At 62.7% G+C, this 21,072-nt stretch carries 19 protein-coding genes; 6 read left to right on the forward strand and 13 right to left on the reverse strand.

Annotation, left to right across the window (positions count from 1 at the left end; all coding sequences use genetic code 11):
• The first annotated feature begins 14 nt into the window (after positions 1–14).
• Genes G7048_RS03305 through mltB form a run of 3 tightly spaced genes read left to right on the forward strand, consistent with a single transcriptional unit; the run spans position 15 to position 4,252 of the window.
• Complete coding sequence (locus G7048_RS03305) at positions 15–1,049, forward strand: DUF58 domain-containing protein (protein ID WP_166066784.1); 1,035 nt, start codon at positions 15–17, stop codon at positions 1,047–1,049.
• Positions 1,043–3,133 (forward strand): DUF3488 and transglutaminase-like domain-containing protein, encoded by a 2,091-nt coding sequence (locus G7048_RS03310; RefSeq protein WP_166066785.1) that lies wholly within the window; start codon positions 1,043–1,045, stop codon positions 3,131–3,133. The genes G7048_RS03305 and G7048_RS03310 overlap by 7 nt, the downstream gene beginning before the upstream one ends.
• Positions 3,134–3,142: 9 nt before the next feature.
• Positions 3,143–4,252 carry a lytic murein transglycosylase B gene (gene mltB, locus G7048_RS03315; RefSeq protein ID WP_240933145.1) on the forward strand — a complete coding sequence of 370 codons (1,110 nt, stop codon included), beginning with the start codon at positions 3,143–3,145 and terminating at the stop codon, positions 4,250–4,252.
• A gap of 6 nt (positions 4,253–4,258) precedes the next feature.
• On the opposite strand, the gene G7048_RS03320 is transcribed toward mltB, so the two are convergent.
• Positions 4,259–5,548 (reverse strand): branched-chain amino acid ABC transporter substrate-binding protein, encoded by a 1,290-nt coding sequence (locus G7048_RS03320; protein ID WP_166070768.1) that lies wholly within the window; start codon positions 5,546–5,548, stop codon positions 4,259–4,261.
• Between the two features lie 13 nt (positions 5,549–5,561).
• Positions 5,562–6,350: a DUF2242 domain-containing protein gene (locus tag G7048_RS03325; RefSeq protein ID WP_166066786.1), complete on the reverse strand. Its 789-nt coding sequence runs from the start codon at positions 6,348–6,350 to the stop codon at positions 5,562–5,564.
• Positions 6,351–6,485: 135 nt separating this feature from the next.
• On the opposite strand from G7048_RS03325, the gene G7048_RS03330 reads away from it, so the two are divergent.
• Entirely contained in the window at positions 6,486–6,872 is a 387-nt protein-coding gene (locus G7048_RS03330; RefSeq protein WP_166066787.1) for an Hsp20/alpha crystallin family protein, read from the forward strand.
• A gap of 101 nt (positions 6,873–6,973) precedes the next feature.
• Here G7048_RS03330 and argE read toward each other — a convergent pair whose 3' ends face one another.
• Genes argE through G7048_RS03355 form a run of 5 tightly spaced genes read right to left on the reverse strand, consistent with a single transcriptional unit; the run spans position 6,974 to position 13,058 of the window.
• On the reverse strand, positions 6,974–8,128 hold the full coding sequence (gene argE / locus G7048_RS03335) for an acetylornithine deacetylase (protein ID WP_166066788.1): 1,155 nt from the start codon (positions 8,126–8,128) through the stop codon (positions 6,974–6,976).
• Positions 8,129–8,174: 46 nt separating this feature from the next.
• Positions 8,175–9,377: an ABC transporter permease gene (locus G7048_RS03340; RefSeq protein ID WP_166066790.1), complete on the reverse strand. Its 1,203-nt coding sequence runs from the start codon at positions 9,375–9,377 to the stop codon at positions 8,175–8,177.
• Entirely contained in the window at positions 9,377–10,111 is a 735-nt protein-coding gene (locus tag G7048_RS03345; RefSeq protein ID WP_166066791.1) for an ABC transporter ATP-binding protein, read from the reverse strand. The genes G7048_RS03340 and G7048_RS03345 overlap by 1 nt, the downstream gene beginning before the upstream one ends.
• Positions 10,108–11,535, reverse strand: a complete 1,428-nt coding sequence (locus G7048_RS03350) for an efflux RND transporter periplasmic adaptor subunit (protein WP_166066792.1) — start codon at positions 11,533–11,535, stop codon at positions 10,108–10,110. Before G7048_RS03350 ends, G7048_RS03345 begins: the two co-directional genes overlap by 4 nt.
• The gene (locus G7048_RS03355; protein WP_166066793.1) at positions 11,532–13,058 is read right to left on the reverse strand and encodes an efflux transporter outer membrane subunit; all 1,527 of its coding nucleotides are present in this window, start codon (positions 13,056–13,058) and stop codon (positions 11,532–11,534) included. Before G7048_RS03355 ends, G7048_RS03350 begins: the two co-directional genes overlap by 4 nt.
• A gap of 391 nt (positions 13,059–13,449) precedes the next feature.
• Between G7048_RS03355 and wrbA the strand changes: the two genes are divergently transcribed.
• Complete coding sequence (wrbA, locus tag G7048_RS03360; RefSeq protein ID WP_166066794.1) at positions 13,450–14,052, forward strand: NAD(P)H:quinone oxidoreductase; 603 nt, start codon at positions 13,450–13,452, stop codon at positions 14,050–14,052.
• Between the two features lie 83 nt (positions 14,053–14,135).
• Here the strand turns inward: wrbA and tsaD are convergent, their stop codons facing one another.
• The 4 genes from tsaD to G7048_RS03380 form a co-directional block, all read right to left on the reverse strand.
• Positions 14,136–15,176, reverse strand: a complete 1,041-nt coding sequence (gene tsaD / locus G7048_RS03365) for a tRNA (adenosine(37)-N6)-threonylcarbamoyltransferase complex transferase subunit TsaD (protein ID WP_166066795.1) — start codon at positions 15,174–15,176, stop codon at positions 14,136–14,138.
• 642 nt (positions 15,177–15,818) lie between these two features.
• A complete protein-coding gene (locus G7048_RS03370) occupies positions 15,819–16,265 on the reverse strand; it encodes a CBS domain-containing protein (protein WP_166066796.1) in 447 nt (148 codons plus the stop codon).
• A 305-nt stretch (positions 16,266–16,570) separates the two neighbouring features.
• Positions 16,571–17,272, reverse strand: coding sequence for a DUF937 domain-containing protein (locus tag G7048_RS03375; protein WP_166066797.1), 702 nt, complete (start codon positions 17,270–17,272; stop codon positions 16,571–16,573).
• Between the two features lie 250 nt (positions 17,273–17,522).
• A complete protein-coding gene (locus G7048_RS03380; RefSeq protein ID WP_166066798.1) occupies positions 17,523–17,789 on the reverse strand; it encodes a metal/formaldehyde-sensitive transcriptional repressor in 267 nt (88 codons plus the stop codon).
• A gap of 62 nt (positions 17,790–17,851) precedes the next feature.
• Between G7048_RS03380 and dmeF the strand changes: the two genes are divergently transcribed.
• On the forward strand, positions 17,852–18,865 hold the full coding sequence (dmeF, locus tag G7048_RS03385; protein WP_305793258.1) for a CDF family Co(II)/Ni(II) efflux transporter DmeF: 1,014 nt from the start codon (positions 17,852–17,854) through the stop codon (positions 18,863–18,865).
• Here dmeF and G7048_RS03390 read toward each other — a convergent pair.
• Positions 18,854–19,591 carry a response regulator gene (locus tag G7048_RS03390; protein WP_166066799.1) on the reverse strand — a complete coding sequence of 246 codons (738 nt, stop codon included), beginning with the start codon at positions 19,589–19,591 and terminating at the stop codon, positions 18,854–18,856. The two genes, dmeF and G7048_RS03390, sit on opposite strands and share 12 nt — an antisense overlap.
• Entirely contained in the window at positions 19,588–21,063 is a 1,476-nt protein-coding gene (baeS, locus tag G7048_RS03395; RefSeq protein ID WP_240933146.1) for a sensor histidine kinase efflux regulator BaeS, read from the reverse strand. The genes G7048_RS03390 and baeS overlap by 4 nt, the downstream gene beginning before the upstream one ends.
• Between the last annotated feature and the right edge of the window lie 9 nt (positions 21,064–21,072).

Genomic DNA, 21,072 nt, shown 5'->3' on the forward strand with positions numbered 1-21,072 from the left:
GGACTGACCAGCGCATGCAGACTTTCAGCCCCTCTTCGAGCACGGCCGCGACCGCAAACAACACCACGCCAACGTCCGGCCGTGGCCCCGTGGCCGCCCTCCGCCGACGCTGGCAAAACTGGTGGAACAGCCGCCTGCCGCGCACCAACACGCAGACGCTCACGCAGCGCAATGTCTACATCGTGCCGACGGGCGCGGGCTGGATGTTGGCGCTCACCTTGCTGTTGCTGCTCATCGGCTCGATCAACTTTCAACTCAATCTGGGCTATCTGCTGACCTTTCTGCTGGTGGGCTGTGTCGCGGTGAGCATCTACGTTTGCCACTCCACGCTGCGCGGTCTGCAACTGCATCTGCTCGATCCTGCACCGCAGTTTCTCGGGTCCGGCAGCACGCTCGAAATCCAACTCAACAGCACACGCAAGCAACCGCGTCACGCCATCGGCATGACGGTCTATGGCAACGACAACTGGGTCTGGACCGATGTGCCGGGCGCAGGTTCGGCCAGCGTGCAGATCGCCTTCAAACCCGAGCGTCGTGGTCTGCACAACGTGCCTACGCTCAAGGCAGAAACCCGCTATCCACTCGGCACCTTTCGCGTCTGGACCATCTGGCGTCCTGCCGCGCAAGTGCTGGTCTATCCGCAACCCGAAAAGCCAGCACCGCAACTGCCCCCCGGCGAAGCGCGCTCGCATGGATCGGGCAACGCACCCACGCGCGGCATCGGTGAATTCGACGGCGTGCGCGCCTATCAGCGCGGTGACCCGCTCAAGCTGGTGGTCTGGAAAAAAGCCGCCAAATCATTCGCAGCAGGTTCGGATGAACTTGTGAGCCGCGATGCACAGCAATCGCAGCAGCAAGAACTGTGGCTGGACATGGCAGCGACCGGATTGCAAGCGCCCGAAGCCCGCATCTCGCGCCTGACCGCATGGGTGCTGCAGGCCGACCGTTTGGGCGTCGAATACGGCCTGCGCCTGCCCGGTCGCGAGCTGGGCCCCGACACCGGCGCCGCGCACCGCCACCGCTGCCTGGAGGCTCTGGCGCTATGCTGAACATTTCCGCCTCCCGCTCTTCTTCAAACACTGCTTCGGGCAACCTGATCCAGCGCCTGAATTCCCTGCCGCGCGAAACGCGAGACACGCTGTGGCTGCTCGCCGTCGTCGCACTGGTGATCTCGCCGCTCACACCCCATGTGCCGCCGTGGACCATGCCGTTCGCCTACGCCCTGCTGCTGTGGCGCGCATGGCTTGCGTGGAACCAGCGCCCGTTGCCCAATCGCTGGATCAAGGGAGGTCTGCTGATGGTGGCCGTCGCGCTCACCATCATCTCGCACAAGACCATCGTCGGCCGCGACGCAGGCGTCACGCTGATCATCATGCTGCTGGTGCTCAAGACGCTGGAGTTGCGCGCCAGGCGCGACGCAATGGTGATCTTCTTTCTCGGCTTCTTCACGCTGCTGGCGAACTTCTTTTTCTCGCAATCGCTGCTGGTCGCGATGGTGATGCTGCTGGGTTTGCTGGGTCTGCTTACCGCGCTCATCAACTCCAACATGCCGGTCGGCAAGCCACCGCTCATGCAGAGCATGCGCACAGCGGCGTGGATGTCGCTGCTGGGTGCACCCATCATGTTGGTGCTGTTCATGCTGTTTCCGCGCATGGCGCCGTTGTGGGGGATGCCGGGGGAGGATTTGCGAGGGCGCAGCGGCCTGTCGGATGAACTGAAAATCGGCAACATGGCTTCGCTGGTGCTCGATGAAAGCGTGGCCATGCGCATCAAGTTCGACACGCCGGGAGGCCGCGCGCCCGAACAGCGCTTTCTGTATTTCCGTGGCCCAGTGATGAGTTACTTCAACGGTGAACAGTGGTTTGCCGGTGGCTCTTACGAGGCGCAGGCCAACAACAGTGCACTGCCCTCGTCCGCACAACTGCAGGTACGCGGGGAGCCGCTCAAATACGAGGTAACGCTGGAAACCAATCAGCGCCAGTGGCTGCTGCTGTTGGATGCGGCTGAACAAGCTCCCCAGCTACCCGAAGGGTTCCGCGCACGCATGACACCGGCCCTGCAATGGGTCATCAATCGCCCGCCGCAAAGCGTGATGCGCTACACGGCACAAAGTCATATCGACTTCCAAAGCGGCCCGCTGGAACGCACCCGCGAACTCAAGCCTTTTGTTCAACTGCCTCGCGGCTTCAACCCACGCACTTTGGCGTTGGCCAACGAGATGCGCGCCGACCCGCAATTGCAAGGCAAAGACAACATGGCCTTCGTGAACGCCGCCTTGAATCGTCTACGCACCCAAGGCTACACGTACACGCTCGACCCCGGCATCTACGGCACGCATTCGGCCGACGAATTCTGGTTCGATCGCAAGGAAGGATTCTGCGAACACATTGCCTCGGCCTTTGCCGTACTAATGCGCGCGCTCGACATTCCTGCGCGCGTCGTCACCGGCTACCAGGGCGGAGACATCAACGGCTTCGACGGCTACTGGACCGTTCGCCAGGCCGACGCGCATGCATGGACCGAGGTGTGGATCGAAGGCAAAGGCTGGGTTCGCGTCGACCCCACTGGCGCGGTGATGCCCTCGCGCATCGGCGAGTATCGTCGTCTGCAAGCCCCACGCGGTGCATTCGAATCCGCCATGGACAATGTGATCAGTCCCACCATGCTGATGCAGATGCGCGCTGCCTGGGAAGCGGTCAACAACCGCTGGAACCAGTGGGTGCTGAACTACACACAGGAGCGCCAGTTGAATCTGCTGCGCTCGCTCGGCATGGAAGCTCCCACCTGGCAAGACCTCGCGCGATTGCTGGGCCTGATCGCCGCAGCTGCGGCCTTGATCGGCGTGGCCTGGTCTTACTGGGAAAAGAGCCACCAGGACCCATGGCAACGCATGATGAACCACGTGCGCCAGCAGCTCAAAACCAAGCGCGGTCTGGATCTTCCCGCGCATCTGCCGCCACGCGCGATGGCCAGCAACATCCGTGCGCAATGGAGCGATGCCAGCGCAGCCCCGCTCCTGCAATGGCTGCTGCGTGTCGAGCAAGCCCGCTATGCGCCGCATCCCGATGCGGCACTGGCAGACCTTCAACGCGAGTTGCGGCAATTGCAATGGCCAATGGCCAACGCGAACTGACGAGCGAACGTGCGTCTGCAGCAAGCGGCCATCACCAGCGCGGTCGTCGTGCTTGCAGGCACGGTCGTGCTGGGCACCGCGCTGATCAAAAGAATGCCGGCGTGGCTCGCCTCGTCGGGCGCGGCTCAGGCCGCATCAGCATCCTCATCATCGACGCCCAAGCTCTACGCCACCAATCCACGCGCCATGCAGCTCGCGGATCGCATCGCGGCGCAGGCAGGGCTTGATCCAAAATGGACGCGCCAGATCATCGGCTCAGCGCGCTTGATCGAGCCGATCAGAAAGCTCGTGCTGCCACCCACCAGAACCAGCGCGAAGAAGAACTGGACAGCTTACAAAGCGAGATTCGTCGAGCCCCAACGCATCCGCGCGGGCGTGCGTTTCTGGAACGAGCATCAGGACGCATTGCAGCGCGCACAGGCGCAATTCGGTGTGCCCGCCAGCATCATCGTCGGCATCCTCGGCATGGAAACTCTCTGGGGCCAGCAGACCGGCAAGATCCGCGTGCTGGATGCCCTCACCACTTTGGCCGTGGATTTTCCGCAAACGCATCCACGCGCTGCTGAACGCTCCGCGTATTTCATCAACGAGCTGGAGCAGTTTCTCCGGCTCACACATCAGAACGGCACCGATCCACGCGAACTGCGCGGCAGTTATGCGGGCGACATGGGCGTGCCGCAATTCATGCCATCGAGTTGGGCCGAGCATGGCGTGGATTTCAACGGGGACGGAAAAGTCGATCTGTGGAACGCTGACGATGCCATCGGCTCCGTAGCCCACTATCTGCAAGGCCGCGGCTGGATGGCGGGGTTGCCGGTGTACTACCCGGTCGTCATCAATGCAGCGGAGAGCGCCCTCTCATCACTGACCACCAGCGGCTTGACCCCAACGCACAGCGTGGTCGCGTTGAGCAAGCTGGGCATTGAGTTGCAGGCCAGTCCTCAGTTGGCAACTACGGACGATCTGCGCCTCGCACTGGTCGAATTCGAAGATGGCAACCGGGCGTCGATGTGGGTTGCGGCGACCGGCAATCTTCAAACCCTCACCCGCTACAACCCGTCGCGTTACTACGCCATGGCCGTGACCGAATTGGGCCACGCCATCGCGCAATCGCGCTGAGCGCGATCAGGCGGGTCGCACCATCTTGCAGGTCGTGGGCTGTTCCGCCTTTTCCGCAGGAATCTCGCGGATCACGCGGAAGCCGTAGCCCGATCCTTCGACATCGAACTTGACACCAGGCGATCCAACTTTTTCCATCATGCCGACGACCAGGTTCTGCTGGAACTGGTGATCCGCCGCACGCATGCGCCCGCGCTGACCGAACAGCTTCACGTCAGCCGTTTCCAGTTTGCGCGCAATCGCGACGACGTCGGTGGAGGTCTGCGCGCGCTCAACGGCCTGCGCCAGCGCCTCGATCATGAGCTGCATGCGCATGTGAACATAGTCGTCCTGCGGCTTGGGAAAGCGCGTGCGGAAGGACTTGTAGAACGCCTCGCTTTCGGCGGTCTGCACATTGGGCAGCCAGTCGGCCACGGCAATCACCTTGCCCACGCCCGCATCGCCCAGCGCCGCAGGTGCGCCCAGCGCGTTGCCGTAGAAGGTGTAGAACATGCCTTCATAACCGACATCGCGCGCGGCCTTCACCAGCAGCGTCAGATCGTTGCCCCAGTTGCCCGTGATGACCGCCTGCGCGCCGCTGGCCTTGATCTTCACGGCATAAGGCGCGAAGTCCTTCACGCGGCCCATGGGGTGCAGCTCCTGCGCCAGCACCTTCACGTCCGGGCGTTGCGCAGCCAACTGCTCGCGCGCTTCGCGCAGCACGGCCTGACCGAAGCTGTAGTCCTGCCCGATCAGGTACACGCCCTTGAGCGCCTTGTCCTCGCGGATCACATCCATCAGCGCGGCAATGCGCATATTGGCGTGCGCATCGAAACGGAAATGCCAGAAGCTGCATTTCTCGTTGGTGAGCGAAGGCTCGACCGCCGAGTAGTTCAGGAACAGCACACGCTTGTCCGGCTCGCGCTCGTTGTGCTTGTTGATCGCATCGATCAGCGCCGACGCCGTGGCCGACGAATTGCCTTGCAGGATCACACGCGCACCATCGTCAATGGCCGCACGCAATGCCGACAGCGCTTCTTCGTTCTGCCCCTTGCTATCGTAGCGCTGCAATTGCAGCTTCGTGCCATCGCGCGCATTCACGCGCTCCACCGCCCAGGCGATGTTGCGCAGCACCGCCTCGCCCGTGTTGGCGAATGGGCCGGACATGCTCTCCACCATAGCGAGCTTGAGCGGAGCAGCATTCGCGCCGCCAGCCGCCCACGCGGATGTCATGGCGAGCGGAACAAGGCTTGCGCCAAGCGCAAGGGTTCCGGCTGTTTTCAGGGCCGCGCGGCGGGATGTGATTTTCTTGTTCATCATGTGGCTGTGTTCATTCCACCTTGGCAGGCGCTTCGATCGATGGCTTTTCCGCTTGCACGGGCTCAGGCAACGGCTGCTCCTGAATCGGCAAAGCCTTGGGCGCCACAATGGGTGCGGTCTCCACGGTCACCGGCGCTTCGGACTTGGTCGGTGTGTAAGGTTTGACGCCCGCATCCGCCTGCACATCCATGATGGCGCGGGCCTGCGATTCAGATTCCGGCGACGGCGCGGTCTTGGAAGCCACCGGCACATAACGATCGAACAACTGGAAGAACAGCTCGTAGAAACGCGGATCGGACACCGTCTCGCTGCCCACCTTGACCAGCGTGTCCTCGGTCGCACTCACCGGCAGCGACACCGAACCGATGGCCCCCACGCCCAGCGATGCGGAGTTGTTGATCTTCTTGATCACATAGCGGTCCTGCAGCGCGCTCGCGTAAGCAGCGGTCTTCTCGTCGCTCTTGCCCTCGGGCGCGCAGACGACGCGCATCTCCACCTGGTAGTGGATCTCGTTGTTCGGCTGAAAATATTTGCGGCCGGTGACCAGTTCATCGGTCGCCGTGTTCACCAGATAACCCTGACTGAGCAGCGCACGGCGTGCCGCCTCGCAGGTCTTGGTCTGCGACGCGTTGACATGGCGGGTGTACATGCCCGTGTTGTCGAAATCGGCGGGACTGAACGGCACGGCTGGACGATCCAGTCCCGGCATGGAACTGGGCAGCGAAGTGCATCCGGTCAACAGGGCGGAGCCGACTGCAACACTGGCAGCCAGCCAGAAGAAAAGACGTGGTTGAAGCATACAAAACAGTCTCGCACAAAGCGATCACAAAAAATTTGGCAGACACGGCTCTTGAAATGCCTGACTTCCTACCCATTTTCTCAACAAGCGCGCGACATGTTCAAAAAATGTTCTGAATCCCACAGGAGTCAAGAGATGATTTTCGCACCCGTTATTGGCCGTCATGCAGCATTTGGTATCCCTCGCGTTTCCGATGAGGCCCTGCAACGTTTTCTGCACACTGCGGTGCAGAATGCCGCACCCGACAACAATGTCCATGTGAGCAAGGATGACAATGGCGTCGTCACGCTGCAATTGGACGTTCCCGGCCTCTCCCGCGAGCAACTGCAGATCCGCATCGAAGGCAAGCAGGTACATCTGGCCAGCGTCGAAGGCGCGCCCCGCAGCCTTCGCCGCAGTTGGGAACTGGCCGATGACATCGACACCAGCGCCAGCACGGCCAAGCTCGAAAACGGCGTGCTTACGCTGACGCTTTCCAAGCTGGCACCGATCGACAAGAGCGTGCAACTGTCCATCAACTAAGCAGGTTCACGACAGATAGACAAGCAGTCATCGAGATAGTTCATATATAGCAGGGAAAAGGCGATCTTCGGGTCGCCTTTTTCTTTGCGCAGAACCTTCGTTCAAACCAGCGACTGCCCGATCTTTCGCAAGAATCGCTCGCACGATTCCAACTGTTGAATGTCCACATATTCATTGGGCTTGTGCGCCTGCTCGATGGAGCCGGGGCCACACACCACGGTGGGAATGCCGATGTTCTGGAACAGCCCCGCCTCGGTCGCATAAGCCACCTTGCGCTTGTCCTGATCGGCGGTGAGCGCGCGCACCAGTTGCGTGATCGCTGCGTCTTCCGTGGCTTCGAGTGCCGGAGCGCTTGCGCGTCTTTCGACATCGATGCGCGCATCGGCAAATTCGCGTTGCATGCGGGGCAGCAATTCACTTTGCACGTAAGCATCGACCTGCGCCTGAATGCCGTCCGACGACATGCCCGGCAGATTGCGGAATTCGTAGACGAATTCGCACAGCTCGGGGATCGTATTCACCGCGATGCCGCCCTGAATCTGGTTGGTGGTCATCGTGGTGAAGGGCACGTCGAAGAATTCGTCGTAAGGACCATGCTCCTTGAAGTGATCGGAGATGTCGCGAATCCGGCAGATGAGCCGCGCCGCGTATTCAATCGCGTTCGATCCCTTGGGTGTGAGCGACGAATGTGCGGCCTTGCCGTGCACGCGGCAGCGGTAGACGTTGATGCCCTTGTGCGCCACCACCACCTGCATGCTGGTCGGCTCGCCCACCACGCAGCCGTCGAATTTCGCTCCGCGCAGCTTGAGTCCCTCAAGCATGAACGGCGCGCCCGCGCAGCCCACTTCTTCGTCATACGACAGCGCAAAATGCAGCGGCTTCGTGCGCGGCATGCGCATGAATTCGGGCACGAGCGCAAGCCCTGCCGCGATGAAACCTTTCATGTCGCAGCTGCCGCGCCCGAACAGGCGACCATCACGCTCGGTCAGTTCAAACGGATGGCTGTCCCACTGCTGGCCATCGATCGGCACCACGTCCGTGTGACCCGAGAGCACGATACCGCCTTCCGTTCGCCCATCCGATGCAGGCAGCGTCGCGAAAAGATTGGCTTTGTTGCCTTCGGGCGAATGCATCACTTCGACGCGCGCGCCTTCACGCACAAGCGCGTCGCGCACGCATTCGATAAGTTGCAGATTCGAGTTGCGGCTGGTGGTGTCGAAAGACACCAGTTTTTCCAGCCATTCGCGGGTATTCATCCAGGTCATCGGCACAGTGTACGTCCGGCCGATGACCTCTCTGATTTCATTCGTGCCTCAGCGCATCGATCGGATCGAGCCGCGCCGCACGCCGCGCCGGGAAGTAGCCGAACACCACGCCAATCGCTGCAGAGAACACAAAGCTCAGCAGATTCACGCCCGGGCTGAACAGGTAAGGCACCTGCATGAGTTGCGAAAGCCCCAGCGATGCCAGCGTCGCCAGCACGATGCCGATCAGCCCGCCCAGTGCGGCCAGCACCACGGCTTCGATCAGGAACTGCAGCAGCACGTCGCGCTCAAGCGCACCGATGGCAAGCCGCAGACCGATCTCGCGCGTGCGCTCCGTCACGCTCACCAGCATGATGTTCATGATGCCGATGCCGCCCACCAGCAGGCTCACCGCAGCGACTGCACCCAGCAGCATGGTCAGCACTCTGGTGGTGCCCGAGAGCGTGTCGGCAAGCTGCTTGGTGTCGAGAATATTGAAGTTGTTCTCGTCGCCCTTGGACAGCTTGCGCTGCTCGCGCAGCAGGCTGTTGAGGCTGGCCTTCACGCGCTCGGGGTCGCTCTCGTCCTGCATCGAAATCAGCAGCGTGTTCACGCGCGTGTTGCCGGTCAGCCGGCGCTGCATGGTCTTCAGCGGAATCAGCACCATGTCGTCCTGATCGTTGCCGAACGCGCCCTGCCCCTTGGAGCCCAGCACGCCGATGATCTCGCACGAAAACGCCTTCACGCGCAGGCGCTCGCCCAGCACATCGTCCTTGCCGAAAAGCTCGCGGCGCACGGTCTCGCCGATGATGCAGACGGCCGATCCAGCCTTCATTTCATCAGCTGTGAATTGCCTGCCCTGCACCAGACTCCAGTTGCCGGTGATCAGCCAATCGTTGGTGCTGCCGATCACGCTGCTCGACCAGTTGCGACCACCGGCCACCAAGGTGGCGGCGGACCGGCCCTCAGGCGCAACCGCCAGAATGCCGCCGATCTGCTGGGCGATCACATCGGCATCCGTGTCCTTGAACGACGGCGCGGTGCTGGCGCCCGGTCCCATGCGCTGGCCCGGGCGCACCTGCAACAGATTGGTGCCGAGACCCGAAATCTGATCCTGCACCGCGCGCGTCGCGCCATTGCCGAGCGTGACCATGGTGATCACCGCGCTCACACCGATCACGATGCCGAGCACCGTGAGAAACGAGCGCAGCAGATTGCGACGAATCGAGCGCAGCGCAAGCCATATCGTGTTGAACAGCATCAGTGCGCCTCCGCTTTTTTGGCACGCAGCATGAACGGTTCGTTGGGCACATCGCTGTCCATCATGCCGTCCTTGAAACGCACGATGCGGCGTGCATACGCCGCCATATCGGGCTCGTGCGTCACCATGATGACGGTGATGCCGTGCTCGGTGTTGAGCTGCCAGAGCAGCTCCATGATCTCGCAACTGCGCTGCGTGTCGAGGTTGCCGGTCGGCTCGTCGGCCAGCAGCACCAGCGGCTCGGTGACGATGGCACGCGCAATCGCCACGCGTTGTTGCTGACCGCCCGAAAGCTCGGACGGGCCGTGGTGTTCCCAGCCTGTCAGTCCCACCGCTGCCAACGCCTTCTTGGCCGCCGCATGTCGCTCGGCGGCAGGCTCGCCGCGATACAGCAGCGGCAGCTCCACGTTTTCCTGCGCCGATGTGCGCGGCAGCAAATGAAATCCCTGGAACACAAAGCCCAGGTATTGCCGACGCAGCAGCGCACGTTCGTCACGCGAGAGATTTTCGACGTGCGCGCCCTTGAACAGGTACTCACCGGACGTGGGCCGGTCCAGACAGCCGATGGTGTTCATCGCCGTCGATTTGCCCGAGCCACTCGGCCCCATGATCGCCACAAAATCACCTTGCTCGATGGTCAGGTCCACGCCCTTGAGCGCCTGAAACGCGAGCGCGCCGGTACCGTAGACCTTGGTCACATTGCGCAGTTCGATCAACGGAGTGCTGCCACTCATCCCTTGGCTCCTGCCACGCGCTGATCGGTGATCACGCGCATGCCGGGCTGCAGTTGCTCGCTGGTGACTTCGGTGCTGCGGCCGTCCGAGATGCCCGTACGCACCATGACGGCACGCGCCTGTCCGCCCTCGTCGATCCAGATGCGGCGCTCGCCAGCAGGCAGTGCGGGCTCATCCGCGCCCTTGCCCGATCCGCCCATGCCACGCGGTGGGCGCGGCATGAGCTGGCCCATGATGCCGCCGCCACTGCCACCACTCTTGGCCTTGTCGCCACCGGCGCCACCCGCACCTCCAGCCGGTGGCCCGCCTTGCGGCCCGCCAGCAGCAGGTGCACCCGCTGCCTGGCCCGACGGCGTGAAGCGCAGCGCCGCGTTCGGCACCAGCAGCACGTCCTTGCGCTGCGTGGAAATGATGGTGGCCGATGCCGTCATGCCGGGGCGCAAAGTCTTGTCTTCGTTATCGACATTCAGGCGCGTGGTGTAGGTCACCACGTTGTCGGTGGTCGTCGATCCGAAAGCCACACGCGCGACCTTGGCCGGGAAGCTGCGGCCCGGATAGGCGCTCACCGTGAAGCTCGCTTCCTGATCCTGCTTGACGCTGCCCACATCGGCCTCGTCCACATTCACGTCAAGGCGCAGTTGCGCCAAGTCTTCGGCCAGCGTGAACAGCGTCACCGCCTGCAGCGACGCGGCCACGGCGTTGCCGGGCTCGACCGCACGCGTGAGCACCACGCCATCGATGGGCGACACCACCGACGCTTTGGACAGATTGGTCTCGTCCGAAGCCAGCGCCGCCGTTGCATCACGCACCGACGCAGCAGATGAGTTCTGCGTGGCAATGGCACGATCGAGCGTCGCCTTGCCGGTGTCCATTTCGCTGGCCGACGGCACCTTGCCGCCCGAGATGCGATGCACTTCCTGCAGACGTTTCAGGCTGGCCTGCGCTTCGGCCACAGTGGCATTCGATTCGGCCAGCTTGGCCTGTGCCGCAGCCAAGGAAGCACGCGAACGCTCGACCTGCGAGCGCAGCTTGGTCGGGTCCAGCTCAACCAGCACCTGGCCTTTTTTCACATGATCGTTCACGTCCACCAGCACGCGCGCCACGGTGCCCGAAAGCTCACTGCCGATGGTCACCGAGCGCGTGGGTTGCAGCGTGCCGTTGGCCATCACGGTGAGCGTGATGTCGCCCTTGGCCGCAGGCTGGCTCACGAACTGCGGCGCGGCCTTGGCGGCGCTGTTCTTGCTCCACGCATAGAAACCGCCACCGGCCACAAGCAGCGCTGCCACGCCGATCCAGACCGTCGTACGCTGCCACCATTTGCGCGATGCGCCGGGGCCCAGCAGATCACGCTTGGCCTGTTCCGCAGAAACGGAAGATGTGGCTGCGGATGTGGAAGAAGAATTGCTTTGCTGCTGCTCACTCATTGCTTGCCTGCCTGGGAAATCTTGGATGCGTTGTGGTTGTCGGCGTTGCCGCTTACCGGATGGCTCTCGGGCGACCAGCCACCGCCCAGCGCCTTGTACAGACGCACATGGTCCTGCAGCAGGCTGGCCTCGGTGCTCACCACGCTGTCCTGCGCGGAAAGCAGGCTGCGCTGCGTTTCGAGCACCGTTTGAAAATCAACCAGACCGCTCGTGTACTGCTGCTGTGCGAGCAGATTGGCGTTGCCTGCCGATTCAGCGGCGATGCGCAACTCCGCGAGCTTGGCACGGTCGCCCCGGACAGTGGCGAGCGCGTCCTCCACCTCCTGCAGGGCCGTGAGCACGGTGGTTTGATAACTGCTGCGCGACTGCTCCAGCGCCGCGATCTGCGCCTCGACCTGCGCACGCAACGCACCGCCGTCGAACACAGGAACCGACAGGCCGCCGAGGATCGACGCGGCCACGGCAGAACCGCCACTCAATGCACCGATCGTTGCCGCACCCAAGCCCAGCGAACCACTCAACTTGAGGCTCGGATAACGCGCGGCCTGTGCCTGATCGACACGCGCAAGCGCCGCCTTCACCTGCTCTCCCGCCTGCCACACATCAGGCCGCTGGCGCAGCGTGTCTGCAGGAAAACGCAAGCTCAGTTGTTGCGGTGCCTGCGGCAGCTTTTGCGTTTCGGCGAGTTGCTGGTCGAGTGCCTCTGGCGTCTTGCCGGTCAGCACCGCCAGGCTGTGCCTGCTTTGTGCGATGCTGCTGGTCAGTTGCGGAATCTGCGCTGCCGTCTGCTGCACCTGCGTGCGCGATTGCTCGACGACCAGCGACGTGGTCAGCCCCGCCTGCCGCCGCCATTCGGTGATCTGCAGCGTTTCCTGCTGGCTCTTGAGATTGTTCTCGGCGATCAGCAAGCGCTGCTGGCCGCTGCGCAGATCGACATAGGCGAGCGCGACTTCAGCAGAAAGCGAAACGCGCGCACCTTCGAGCGCCGCCCGCGTCGCCGCCAGATCGGCCTCGCTGGCCGTCACGCCAGACTGCAGCTTGCCGAACAGATCGATCTCCCAGCTCGCATCGAGGCCCGTGCTGACATAGTTCGAACTGCCGTTGTTGCCCTGACGCGAACGCTGCGCCGAGCCCGAACCGTTCACGTTGGGCAAAAGACCAGCGCGTGTCTGATCGGCCTGCGCGCGCGCCTGCGCCACCGCCTGCTGCGCGCCACGCAGACCGGGATTGGCAGCGAGCGCCTGCTCGATCAGCGCCGTCATCTGTGCATCGCCAAACTGCTGCCACCAGCTCACGAGTTGCGCGTCCGCATCCGCGCCTGCGCCTGCGCCTGCGCCTGCATTCTGCGATGCCGCAGTGCCAGACCAGTTCTGCGGCACGCTGACCTGCGCGCTTTCGCCGGGAAGACTGCGATCCACGCCGAACGACGAGCAACCCGCGATCAGCAGCGCCAGTCCCAGCACACCAAGGCGATGGACCGGCGCCGGGCGGAAAAAAGGGGATGGGAAATTGGTATGGGACATGTTGACTTTCAACTGCCTCGCCGACGACACGTCGATCCGGCCTGCAGAACACCCTCCGTGCTGCGCCGGCCTGTTGGGCGAGCGCTTTTTCGTAACTGATTGTCCAATTGTGACCCGCCGATTTATCGCCCGCACTTCAGCCTTGTGAAGTCTGTGTAAACCCGCGAATGGAGGGAAGATTGTTGATCGAAGGCAAGAATTCCCCGCCCATTCACCCGTGTTTGGGCTGTCGTCCGACAGGTCAAGAGACCGAAGTTTGTAAACAATCCGACTATTGGGATGGACTGTCCCAAAAGCCAAAGCAATAAATCGGAAATTTGGCGACACAATCCGCTCATTCCGTTTTTTTCACCCCGTTCCACCTCGTTTCAACCCAACCAAGGAATCACCCATGGCCAAGATCCTCGTGCTCTACCACTCCATGTACGGACATATCGAAACCATGGCCAACGCCGTGGCCGAGGGCGCCAAGAGCGTCGCGGGCGCGGAAGTGGTCATCAAGCGTGTGCCTGAAACCATCCCTGCCGATGTGTTCAAGAACGTGGGTGGCAAGGTCGATCAGGCGGCTCCGGTGGCAACGCCTGCCGAACTGGCCGAGTACGACGCCATCATCGTGGGCACGGGCACACGATTCGGCAACATGACCGCCCAGATGCGCAACTTCTGGGACCAGACCGGCGGCCTGTGGGCCAAGGGCGCGTTGGTCGGCAAGGTCGGCAGCGTGTTCGTCTCCACCGGCACTGGCGGCGGCCAGGAAATGACGGTCGTGGCCACCTGGGCCACGCTGGCTCACCACGGCATGCTGATCGCCCCCGTGGGCTACCGCTTCCCCGAGCAGACCAACCTGGCTTCGGTCAAGGGCGGCAACTCGCCTTACGGAGCGACCACCATCGCCGGTGCGGACGGTTCCCGCCAGCCACACGCTGACGAGTTGCTGATCGCACGCGGCCAAGGCCAGGCTGTGGCCGAACTGGCTGTGAAGCTGAGCAAGTAACCCGCTCTTCTCGCATCCCCAACAACAACGGCTCCCGAGGGAGCCGTTGTTGTTGGCATTGATTTATTTGGGTCCGCTCGAAATCAGACCAGCGTATCCAGCGGCCAGCGGGGCTTCACGTCGAACGCATATTCCTGATTGGCCGACTCGCGCCCCGCCTGCAGACGCATCGCCGCCGCCATCGCAATCATCGCCCCGTTGTCGGTGCACAGATGCAGCTCGGGATAGTGCACGCGCACCTTGCGCTTGGCGCAGGCCTCGTTCAACTGCTCGCGCAGCAGCTTGTTGGCCCCCACGCCGCCCGCCACGACCACGCGCTTCATGCCCGTCTGATCCAGCGCCGCAAGCGTCTTCTTCACCAGCACCTCGACGATGGCCGCCTGCGTGCTCGCAGCCAGATCGGCCTTGCGCGCTTCCAGATCGTCACCGAGCTTTTTGGCCTGCGTGAGCACGGCGGTCTTGAGTCCCGCAAACGAAAAATCCAGATCGCCCGAATGCAGCAACGGCCGAGGCAACTTGAACGCCTTGGGGTCACCACCATCGGCCAGCTTGGACAGCACCGGACCACCCGGATACGGCAGCCCCATCAACTTGGCCGACTTGTCGAACGCCTCCCCGGCGGCGTCATCGATCGTCTCGCCCAAAATCTCGTACTCGCCCACGCCATCCACGCGCATGAGCTGCGTATGCCCACCGGACACCAGCAGCGCGACGAATGGAAACTCGGGCGGATCCTCGCTCAGAAACGGTGACAGCAAATGCCCTTCGAGGTGATGCACGCCCAGCACCGGCTTGTCGAGCGCCGCCGCCAGCGAACAGGCCACACCCGCCCCCACCAGCAACGCCCCGGCCAAGCCCGGTCCGCGCGTGAAAGCGACGACATCCACATCGGCAAGGGAAGCACCCGCGTCCTGCAGCACCTTCTCGGTCAACGGAAGAACCCGGCGAATATGGTCACGGCTGGCCAGCTCAGGCACCACGCCACCGTAGGCGCGATGCATCTCGATCTGGCTGTGCAGCGCATGGGAAAGAAGTGTGGGCACGCCCCCATCATCCGGCACCCGCACGAGGGCCACGCCGGTTTCATCACAGGAGGATTCGAACCCCAGAATCAACGAACTCATAGGGGTGGGAGTGTAATTCCGTGTGGGAATTACGGTGGGGGAAGGGGAATGCCTGGTGCGCGGGCATTCGTTCGCGCTTTGCTGGGCTTCGGTTTTTTGCTCCTGCTAGTGAGGTTGATTGGGGATGCCGGGTGTTCGCCCCGGCGGGCGAGTAACTTTTTGCTTGCGCCAAAAAGTCACCAAAAAACGCTTTTTCAATACCCGCGGCAGAACTCACTTTGCGACTTCGTCGCGCCGTTCGGACAACCGCCGCGAGTCAGTTTTTTCATAAGAGGTGTGTCACGGCACTTCGCGTTGCTCGTGCTGCATCTCGCGACTGCGCGAGATGCCTGGGTGCAAGCCACATGACGAATTGAACTCTCGCGCGAAAACCAAGATCATTCCGTCGCGAGACTTGCGCCGCCGCTGCTGCATCGAAGAATGCAGCAGCGCCCTCCCCAGTTTTTGCTCTGACTCACGATAGTTGCCCGAACGGAGCGCCTCCGGCGCGCAGTGAGTTCTATCGTGGGTATTCAAAGCGCGTTTTTGGTTCCTTTTTGCGCGCAAGCAAAAAGGGACTCGCCCGCCGGGGCGAACACCCGGCACCCGCAATCAACCACCTAGCAGGAGCAAAAAAGAGGAAGCCAGAGAGGGAAACATCCCTCACAACATAGCATTCCCCGTGATGTACTGCTCCATCTGTTCAATCAAGAACTTCTGATGCGACATGATGTTCTTGACCAGATCCCCAATGGAAATCAGCCCCACCACCTTCCCATCGTCGACCACCGGCAAATGCCGAATCCGGTTGTTCGTCATCAACCCCATGCAGTCTTCCACGCTGTGGTGCGGCTCCACGAAACGCACGGCTCGGGTCATCACATCGCTGATGGGCGTGTCGCCCGACGAGCGTCCGAGCAGCACCACCTTGCGGGCGTAGTCGCGCTCGGAGAAGATGCCTTCGATCCTGCCGTTGGGATCGAGCACCATCAGCGCGCCGATGCCCTTGTCGGCCATTATTTTCAATGCGCTCAGAATCGTGTCGGCAGGTTTGACGGAATACACCTGCGCACCGGGTTTGGACTTCAGAACTTCGGCAACGGTGGTCATATTGAGCTCCTGGTTCGAACTAGAGATGGTCATCGTTTGCTGGCTTGCGAACGCTGTCGTCGTCGTTGAAATTCTCCCATTCCGTCATGGCACGCCATTGACAATGAACGGCTGAAGAAATTGAAGATTCAACACAATCACAGTGTTGACCAAGCCGCGCCATTTCGCAACTGGGCTCTGTCCCGATCAGGGTTTGTCTTAGCTACCGAATGCAACGCGGGCCACCGTTGCACAATAAAAAAGGCCGCCCCATGAGGAACGGCCTTTGTGGGTTTCGCTGCCTGAGTGAGCGAAACAGAGATTGATCAGCGGCGGTTGTTCAGAAAGCCCGCGCCCATCTTGAGCAGATCGCCCAGACCGACTTGGCCGTCGCCATCTTGGTCAAGCAGGCTGCCCAGCAGGCCACCGCCCGCGCCGCCTTGCTGCTGCACGCGGCTCTTTTCCTGGCCCAGCATGTTGCCCAGAGCACCTGTGTCCATGCCGCCGGACTGCACGCGATTGGCCAGGAAAGCCATCACGATGGGGGCCAGAATCTGCAGCAGTTGGCCGCCGCCAGCGCCCAGGCCCGATGCCTGACCGAGGCTGTTGCCTGCGTTCTGCTGATTGCCGCCGAAGATGTGGCCGAGGATGTCGCCCGCGCCGCCGCCGGAGCCACCGCCCAGGGCACTGGCCAAGCCACCCAGTCCGCCCAGACCGCCACCTGCGCCACCACCACCGCCAAGCACGGAGCCCAGCAGGCCGCCGAGGTCGAGGCCACCCAGACCCATGGCCTGCTGTGGTTGCTGGTCGGGCATGTGGCCTTGCAGCGCGTTGAACAGTGCATCCGCGCCGCCTGGCTGCTGCGCGTTGTGTCCGAGCGAACCCAGCAGCATGGGGAGAGCCATGCCGACTGCATCGCCTGCCTGCTGCTGGTCGGTGCCCAACTGCTGTGCGATCTGCTGCAGTGGCGCGCCTTGCAGTTGCGCCATCAGTTCATCCACCAGAGATGCGTTGTCGTTCGAGTTCATGGACAGGTCCTTCAAAAATGAGAGGGTGCGACCGAAGCTTGCTTCGGCTGCGGGCTAGCGATGTTATGCGGCGGACGTGAATCTACACAGTTGCATGTCCCTACTGATGGCACACGGACGATAGTTAACAAATCAGCGCCGATTTCCCCTCGAATCATCCCACAGCAAAGCGGCCTCAAAACCCTGCCGCGCCCCTGAAAACAGAATCCTGCTGCATGGCTGATTGGAAGCTTTGAAGATCACCGCAGGATCACTTGAGATAGCCTCGCAGGATTTCCAGCACCGGCTCCAGCTCGCGCGCCGCGTCCTGGCTGTGCACCGCCACATGCTCGCGCACATGGCCCTCGACGAGCTTGGACATCAACCCCTGCGTGGCACCGCGGATCGATGCGACCTGCTGCAGGATGGCGCCGCAATCGTCCTCGGCCTCCAGTGCCCGCTCCAGCGCCGCGACCTGCCCTGCAATGCGTCGCACGCGGGCGAGCAGCGCCTTCTTGTCCGAGATGGTGTGAGACACGACAAAACACTCCTTGCAAAATCAAAGGTAGTATAGGGGGGTACCCTATAAATCCATACAATATGAATACGCCATTTTCGCCCCAAATGCCGGTGATGCCCGCGCTGCCGGCCCACTCGCACCAATTCGGCACCGCCAACCTCATGGCGGAAAAGAACACGCTGCGCGCCACGGTCATCACACTGGTCATGATGGTGGTGGAGATCACCGGCGGCTACTGGCTGAACTCGATGGCGCTGCTGGCCGACGGCTGGCACATGAGTTCGCACGCACTGGCGCTGGGCATGGCGGTGATGGCCTATGTGATGGCGCGCAGGCTGGCAACGGACCAACGCTTCACCTTCGGCACCTGGAAGATCGAGATCCTCGGCTCGTACAGCAGCGCCCTGCTGCTGTGCGTCGTGGCGCTGCTGATGCTCGTTCAATCGGTGGAGCGGCTGCTCTCGCCCCAGCCCATTCATTACAACGAAGCCATTGGAATTGCGGTCATCGGACTGCTCGTGAACCTGCTGTGCGCATGGCTGCTCAAGGACGCGGACCACGGTCATCACCACCACCATCATCACGGCCACGGTCATGACCATGGCGACCATGGACATGATCACGGGCATGGCCACGAACACGAGGACATGAACCTGCGCGCGGCCTATGTGCATGTGATGGCCGATGCCGCCACGTCGGTGCTCGCCATCGTTGCGCTGCTGGGCGGCAAGTACTACGGCGCACAGTGGCTCGACCCGCTCATGGGCATCCTCGGCGCGGTGCTGGTGTCCGTCTGGGCCTGGGGACTGCTGCGTCAGGCCGGTCGCGTGCTGCTCGATGCCGAGATGGACGCGCCCGTGGTGCAGGAAGTGCGCGACGTGATCCGCGATGATTTTCCCGAGGCGCAGATCACCGACCTGCATGTCTGGCGCGTCTCCAAGGACAACTACGCCTGCATCGTGGCGCTCACCAGCTCCGTGCCGATCTCACCCGAGGCCGTGCGCAAGGCGCTGGGCATTCATGAAGAACTGGTGCATGTGACCGTCGAAGTGCCGGCGCTGGGTCAGTTGGTTCAGGCATCGCTAACTGCTTGACAGTTCCAGCCGGAAGCCGACGCCGTACACCGAGCGGATCAGATCGGCCTCGGGGTCCACGGCTTCGAGCTTGCGCCTGAGGTTCTTGATGTGGCTGTCCACGGCGCGGTCGTTCACCGAGCGTGGATCGTCATGCAACCGCGCCAGCAACTGATCGCGCGTGAAGGCGTGGCCCGGCGCGGAAAGCAGCACGCCCAGCAGGCGGAACTCCACGGGCGTGAGCGGCAGCAACGTGCCTTTGTAATAAGCGCGATACGCCTCCACATCCATGCGGATCGGCGACTGCGCGTTCACCCGAGCCTGCTGCCTCTCGCTCTGCACCTGCACGCGCCGCAAAATGGTGCGCACGCGCGCAATCACCTCGCGCGGGCTGAACGGCGTCTTGCAGATGTAGTCGTCCGCACCGGATTCGAGACCTTCGAGCCGATCGGCCTCTTCCACGCGCGCCGTGAGCATCACCACCGGCACGTCGCTGAACTCGCGCAGTTCGCGGCAGATGCTGATGCCATCGCGCCCCGGCAGCATCAGGTCGAGCAGCACCAGGTCGGGCTGCTCATTGCGCACATGGTCGATGACGGTAGCGCCGTCGGTCAGCCAACGGGCCTCGAATCCGGCCGCGCGCAGGTAGTCCATCAACAAGGACGCCAGTTTGGGTTCGTCCTCGACCACCAGCACGCGTGCTCCGGTCAGAGACGCCTGGGCGCTGGGCTGTTCATGCGTCGTCATGCGCCCTGTCCTCCTGAAATGGCCGTGTCCAGAAACTCCTCGCGGCGCAGCGGCAGGCGCACCGTCATCAGCAAGCCGCCCAACGGCGAATGCTGCGCGTCGATTTCGCCTTCATGCGCCTCGATGATGCGGCTGCAGATGGCCAGCCCCAGACCCGCCCCGCCACTGGCACGGCTGCGCGAACCTTCCACGCGGTAGAAGCGGTCGAAAATGCGCGCGAGATGTTCGGATTCGACACCGGGCGCAGAGTCGCTGAACGTCATCACCGCCTGATCCGCACTTTGCCCCACGGTGATCACCAGCACGCCGCCACGGTCGGTGTAGCGCAGCGCGTTCTCCAGCAGGTTGCAGATCAGTTGCTTGAGCCGCCGCGCGTCGCCCTGCACCACCAGTTCCTTGGCGTTGAAGTGCAGATCGACCGCAATGCCCGCATCGGCCAGCCGTTGTTCGTATGCGGGTGCCGCCGCACGCAGCAACTCGACCAGATCGAGCGGCGTGTGCTGAAAAGTCATCGCGCCCGCTTCAGCCAGCGACAGGTCATACAGATCGCTGACCAGCTTGTTGAGTGTGGACACTTCCGCCTGCAGCGATTGGATCGACTCGCGCGTGAGTGGCCGCACACCATCTTCCATGGCCTCCAGCTCGCCGTGCAGCACGCCCAGAGGCGTGCGCAGTTCATGCGACAGATCGGCCATGAAATCGCGCCGCATGCCTTCATTGCGCTCCAGCGCCTGAGCCATGTGGTTGAAATCTGTCGCAAGTTGACCGACCTCGTCGCGCGTTGCTTGGGAATGCACCCGGATGGAGTAATCACCGGCAGCCAACTGCCGCGTCGCCTTGGCCATTGCGCGCAGCGGCTTGAGAAGCATGCGCGTCACCCACAGCGCGACCAGCGCCGCCATCAGCACGGAAACCGCGCCCATGGTCCAGCTCGCCTGATATTGGCTGCGCTCGAAGCGCACGTCGCCCGCCGCCGTCACGCTCTGGAAAGGCGCGGTGACGATATAGCCCACGGTTTTTCCATCCACCACCAGCGGCTGGCGCGTGCCCTTGCCGCGCGTGTCGGAAAAGCCGACGACGAAATTGCCGTCGGCATCCAGCAAGGTGGTGCGAAGCAAGGCCCCCGTGAGTTCCGACAGCGGCGGCGACGGATGCACCGGCTGCGCGGCGTAGGCATCGACCTGCGGATCGACCGCAGGCAACGGCCTGAGCAGACCGAACCAGCGCCTGCGCTCGCCGCGCAGAAAATCCCAGTTGCTGCCGTGGTCCTTGTAGGCCTCGATGATGCGTGGGCGCGCGGCTTCGAGCCGCTGCGCCTCCTGCTCGTTCAGATAGCCGAGAAAGCCCCGGTTGAAGCTCCATTGCGCAGCCAGCGCCATCGCCACGACCACGCAAACCGCCGTGAACAGCACCGCCAAGAACAGCTTGGCGGTGATGCCCGGCGCGAGACGACTCCAGAAAACTTTGGACAAGTCAGTTGC

The sequence above is a fragment of the Diaphorobacter sp. HDW4B genome (assembly GCF_011305535.1).
Taxonomy (GTDB): Bacteria; Pseudomonadota; Gammaproteobacteria; order Burkholderiales; family Burkholderiaceae_C; genus Diaphorobacter_A.

What these genes read in the sequence shown, in the direction of transcription:
- G7048_RS03305 (WP_166066784.1), top strand. Translation starts at nt 15, where the DNA reads ATGCAGACTTTCAGCCCCTCTTCGAGCACGGCCGCGACCGCAAACAAC.
- G7048_RS03310 (WP_166066785.1), top strand. Translation starts at nt 1,043, where the DNA reads ATGCTGAACATTTCCGCCTCCCGCTCTTCTTCAAACACTGCTTCGGGC.
- G7048_RS03320 (WP_166070768.1), bottom strand. Translation starts at nt 5,548, where the DNA reads ATGAACAAGAAAATCACATCCCGCCGCGCGGCCCTGAAAACAGCCGGA.
- G7048_RS03325 (WP_166066786.1), bottom strand. Translation starts at nt 6,350, where the DNA reads ATGCTTCAACCACGTCTTTTCTTCTGGCTGGCTGCCAGTGTTGCAGTC.
- G7048_RS03330 (WP_166066787.1), top strand. Translation starts at nt 6,486, where the DNA reads ATGATTTTCGCACCCGTTATTGGCCGTCATGCAGCATTTGGTATCCCT.
- argE (WP_166066788.1), bottom strand. Translation starts at nt 8,128, where the DNA reads ATGAATACCCGCGAATGGCTGGAAAAACTGGTGTCTTTCGACACCACC.
- G7048_RS03340 (WP_166066790.1), bottom strand. Translation starts at nt 9,377, where the DNA reads ATGCTGTTCAACACGATATGGCTTGCGCTGCGCTCGATTCGTCGCAAT.
- G7048_RS03345 (WP_166066791.1), bottom strand. Translation starts at nt 10,111, where the DNA reads ATGAGTGGCAGCACTCCGTTGATCGAACTGCGCAATGTGACCAAGGTC.
- G7048_RS03350 (WP_166066792.1), bottom strand. Translation starts at nt 11,535, where the DNA reads ATGAGTGAGCAGCAGCAAAGCAATTCTTCTTCCACATCCGCAGCCACA.
- G7048_RS03355 (WP_166066793.1), bottom strand. Translation starts at nt 13,058, where the DNA reads ATGTCCCATACCAATTTCCCATCCCCTTTTTTCCGCCCGGCGCCGGTC.
- wrbA (WP_166066794.1), top strand. Translation starts at nt 13,450, where the DNA reads ATGGCCAAGATCCTCGTGCTCTACCACTCCATGTACGGACATATCGAA.
- tsaD (WP_166066795.1), bottom strand. Translation starts at nt 15,176, where the DNA reads ATGAGTTCGTTGATTCTGGGGTTCGAATCCTCCTGTGATGAAACCGGC.
- G7048_RS03370 (WP_166066796.1), bottom strand. Translation starts at nt 16,265, where the DNA reads ATGACCACCGTTGCCGAAGTTCTGAAGTCCAAACCCGGTGCGCAGGTG.
- G7048_RS03375 (WP_166066797.1), bottom strand. Translation starts at nt 17,272, where the DNA reads ATGAACTCGAACGACAACGCATCTCTGGTGGATGAACTGATGGCGCAA.
- dmeF (WP_305793258.1), top strand. Translation starts at nt 17,852, where the DNA reads ATGAATACGCCATTTTCGCCCCAAATGCCGGTGATGCCCGCGCTGCCG.
- G7048_RS03390 (WP_166066799.1), bottom strand. Translation starts at nt 19,591, where the DNA reads ATGACGACGCATGAACAGCCCAGCGCCCAGGCGTCTCTGACCGGAGCA.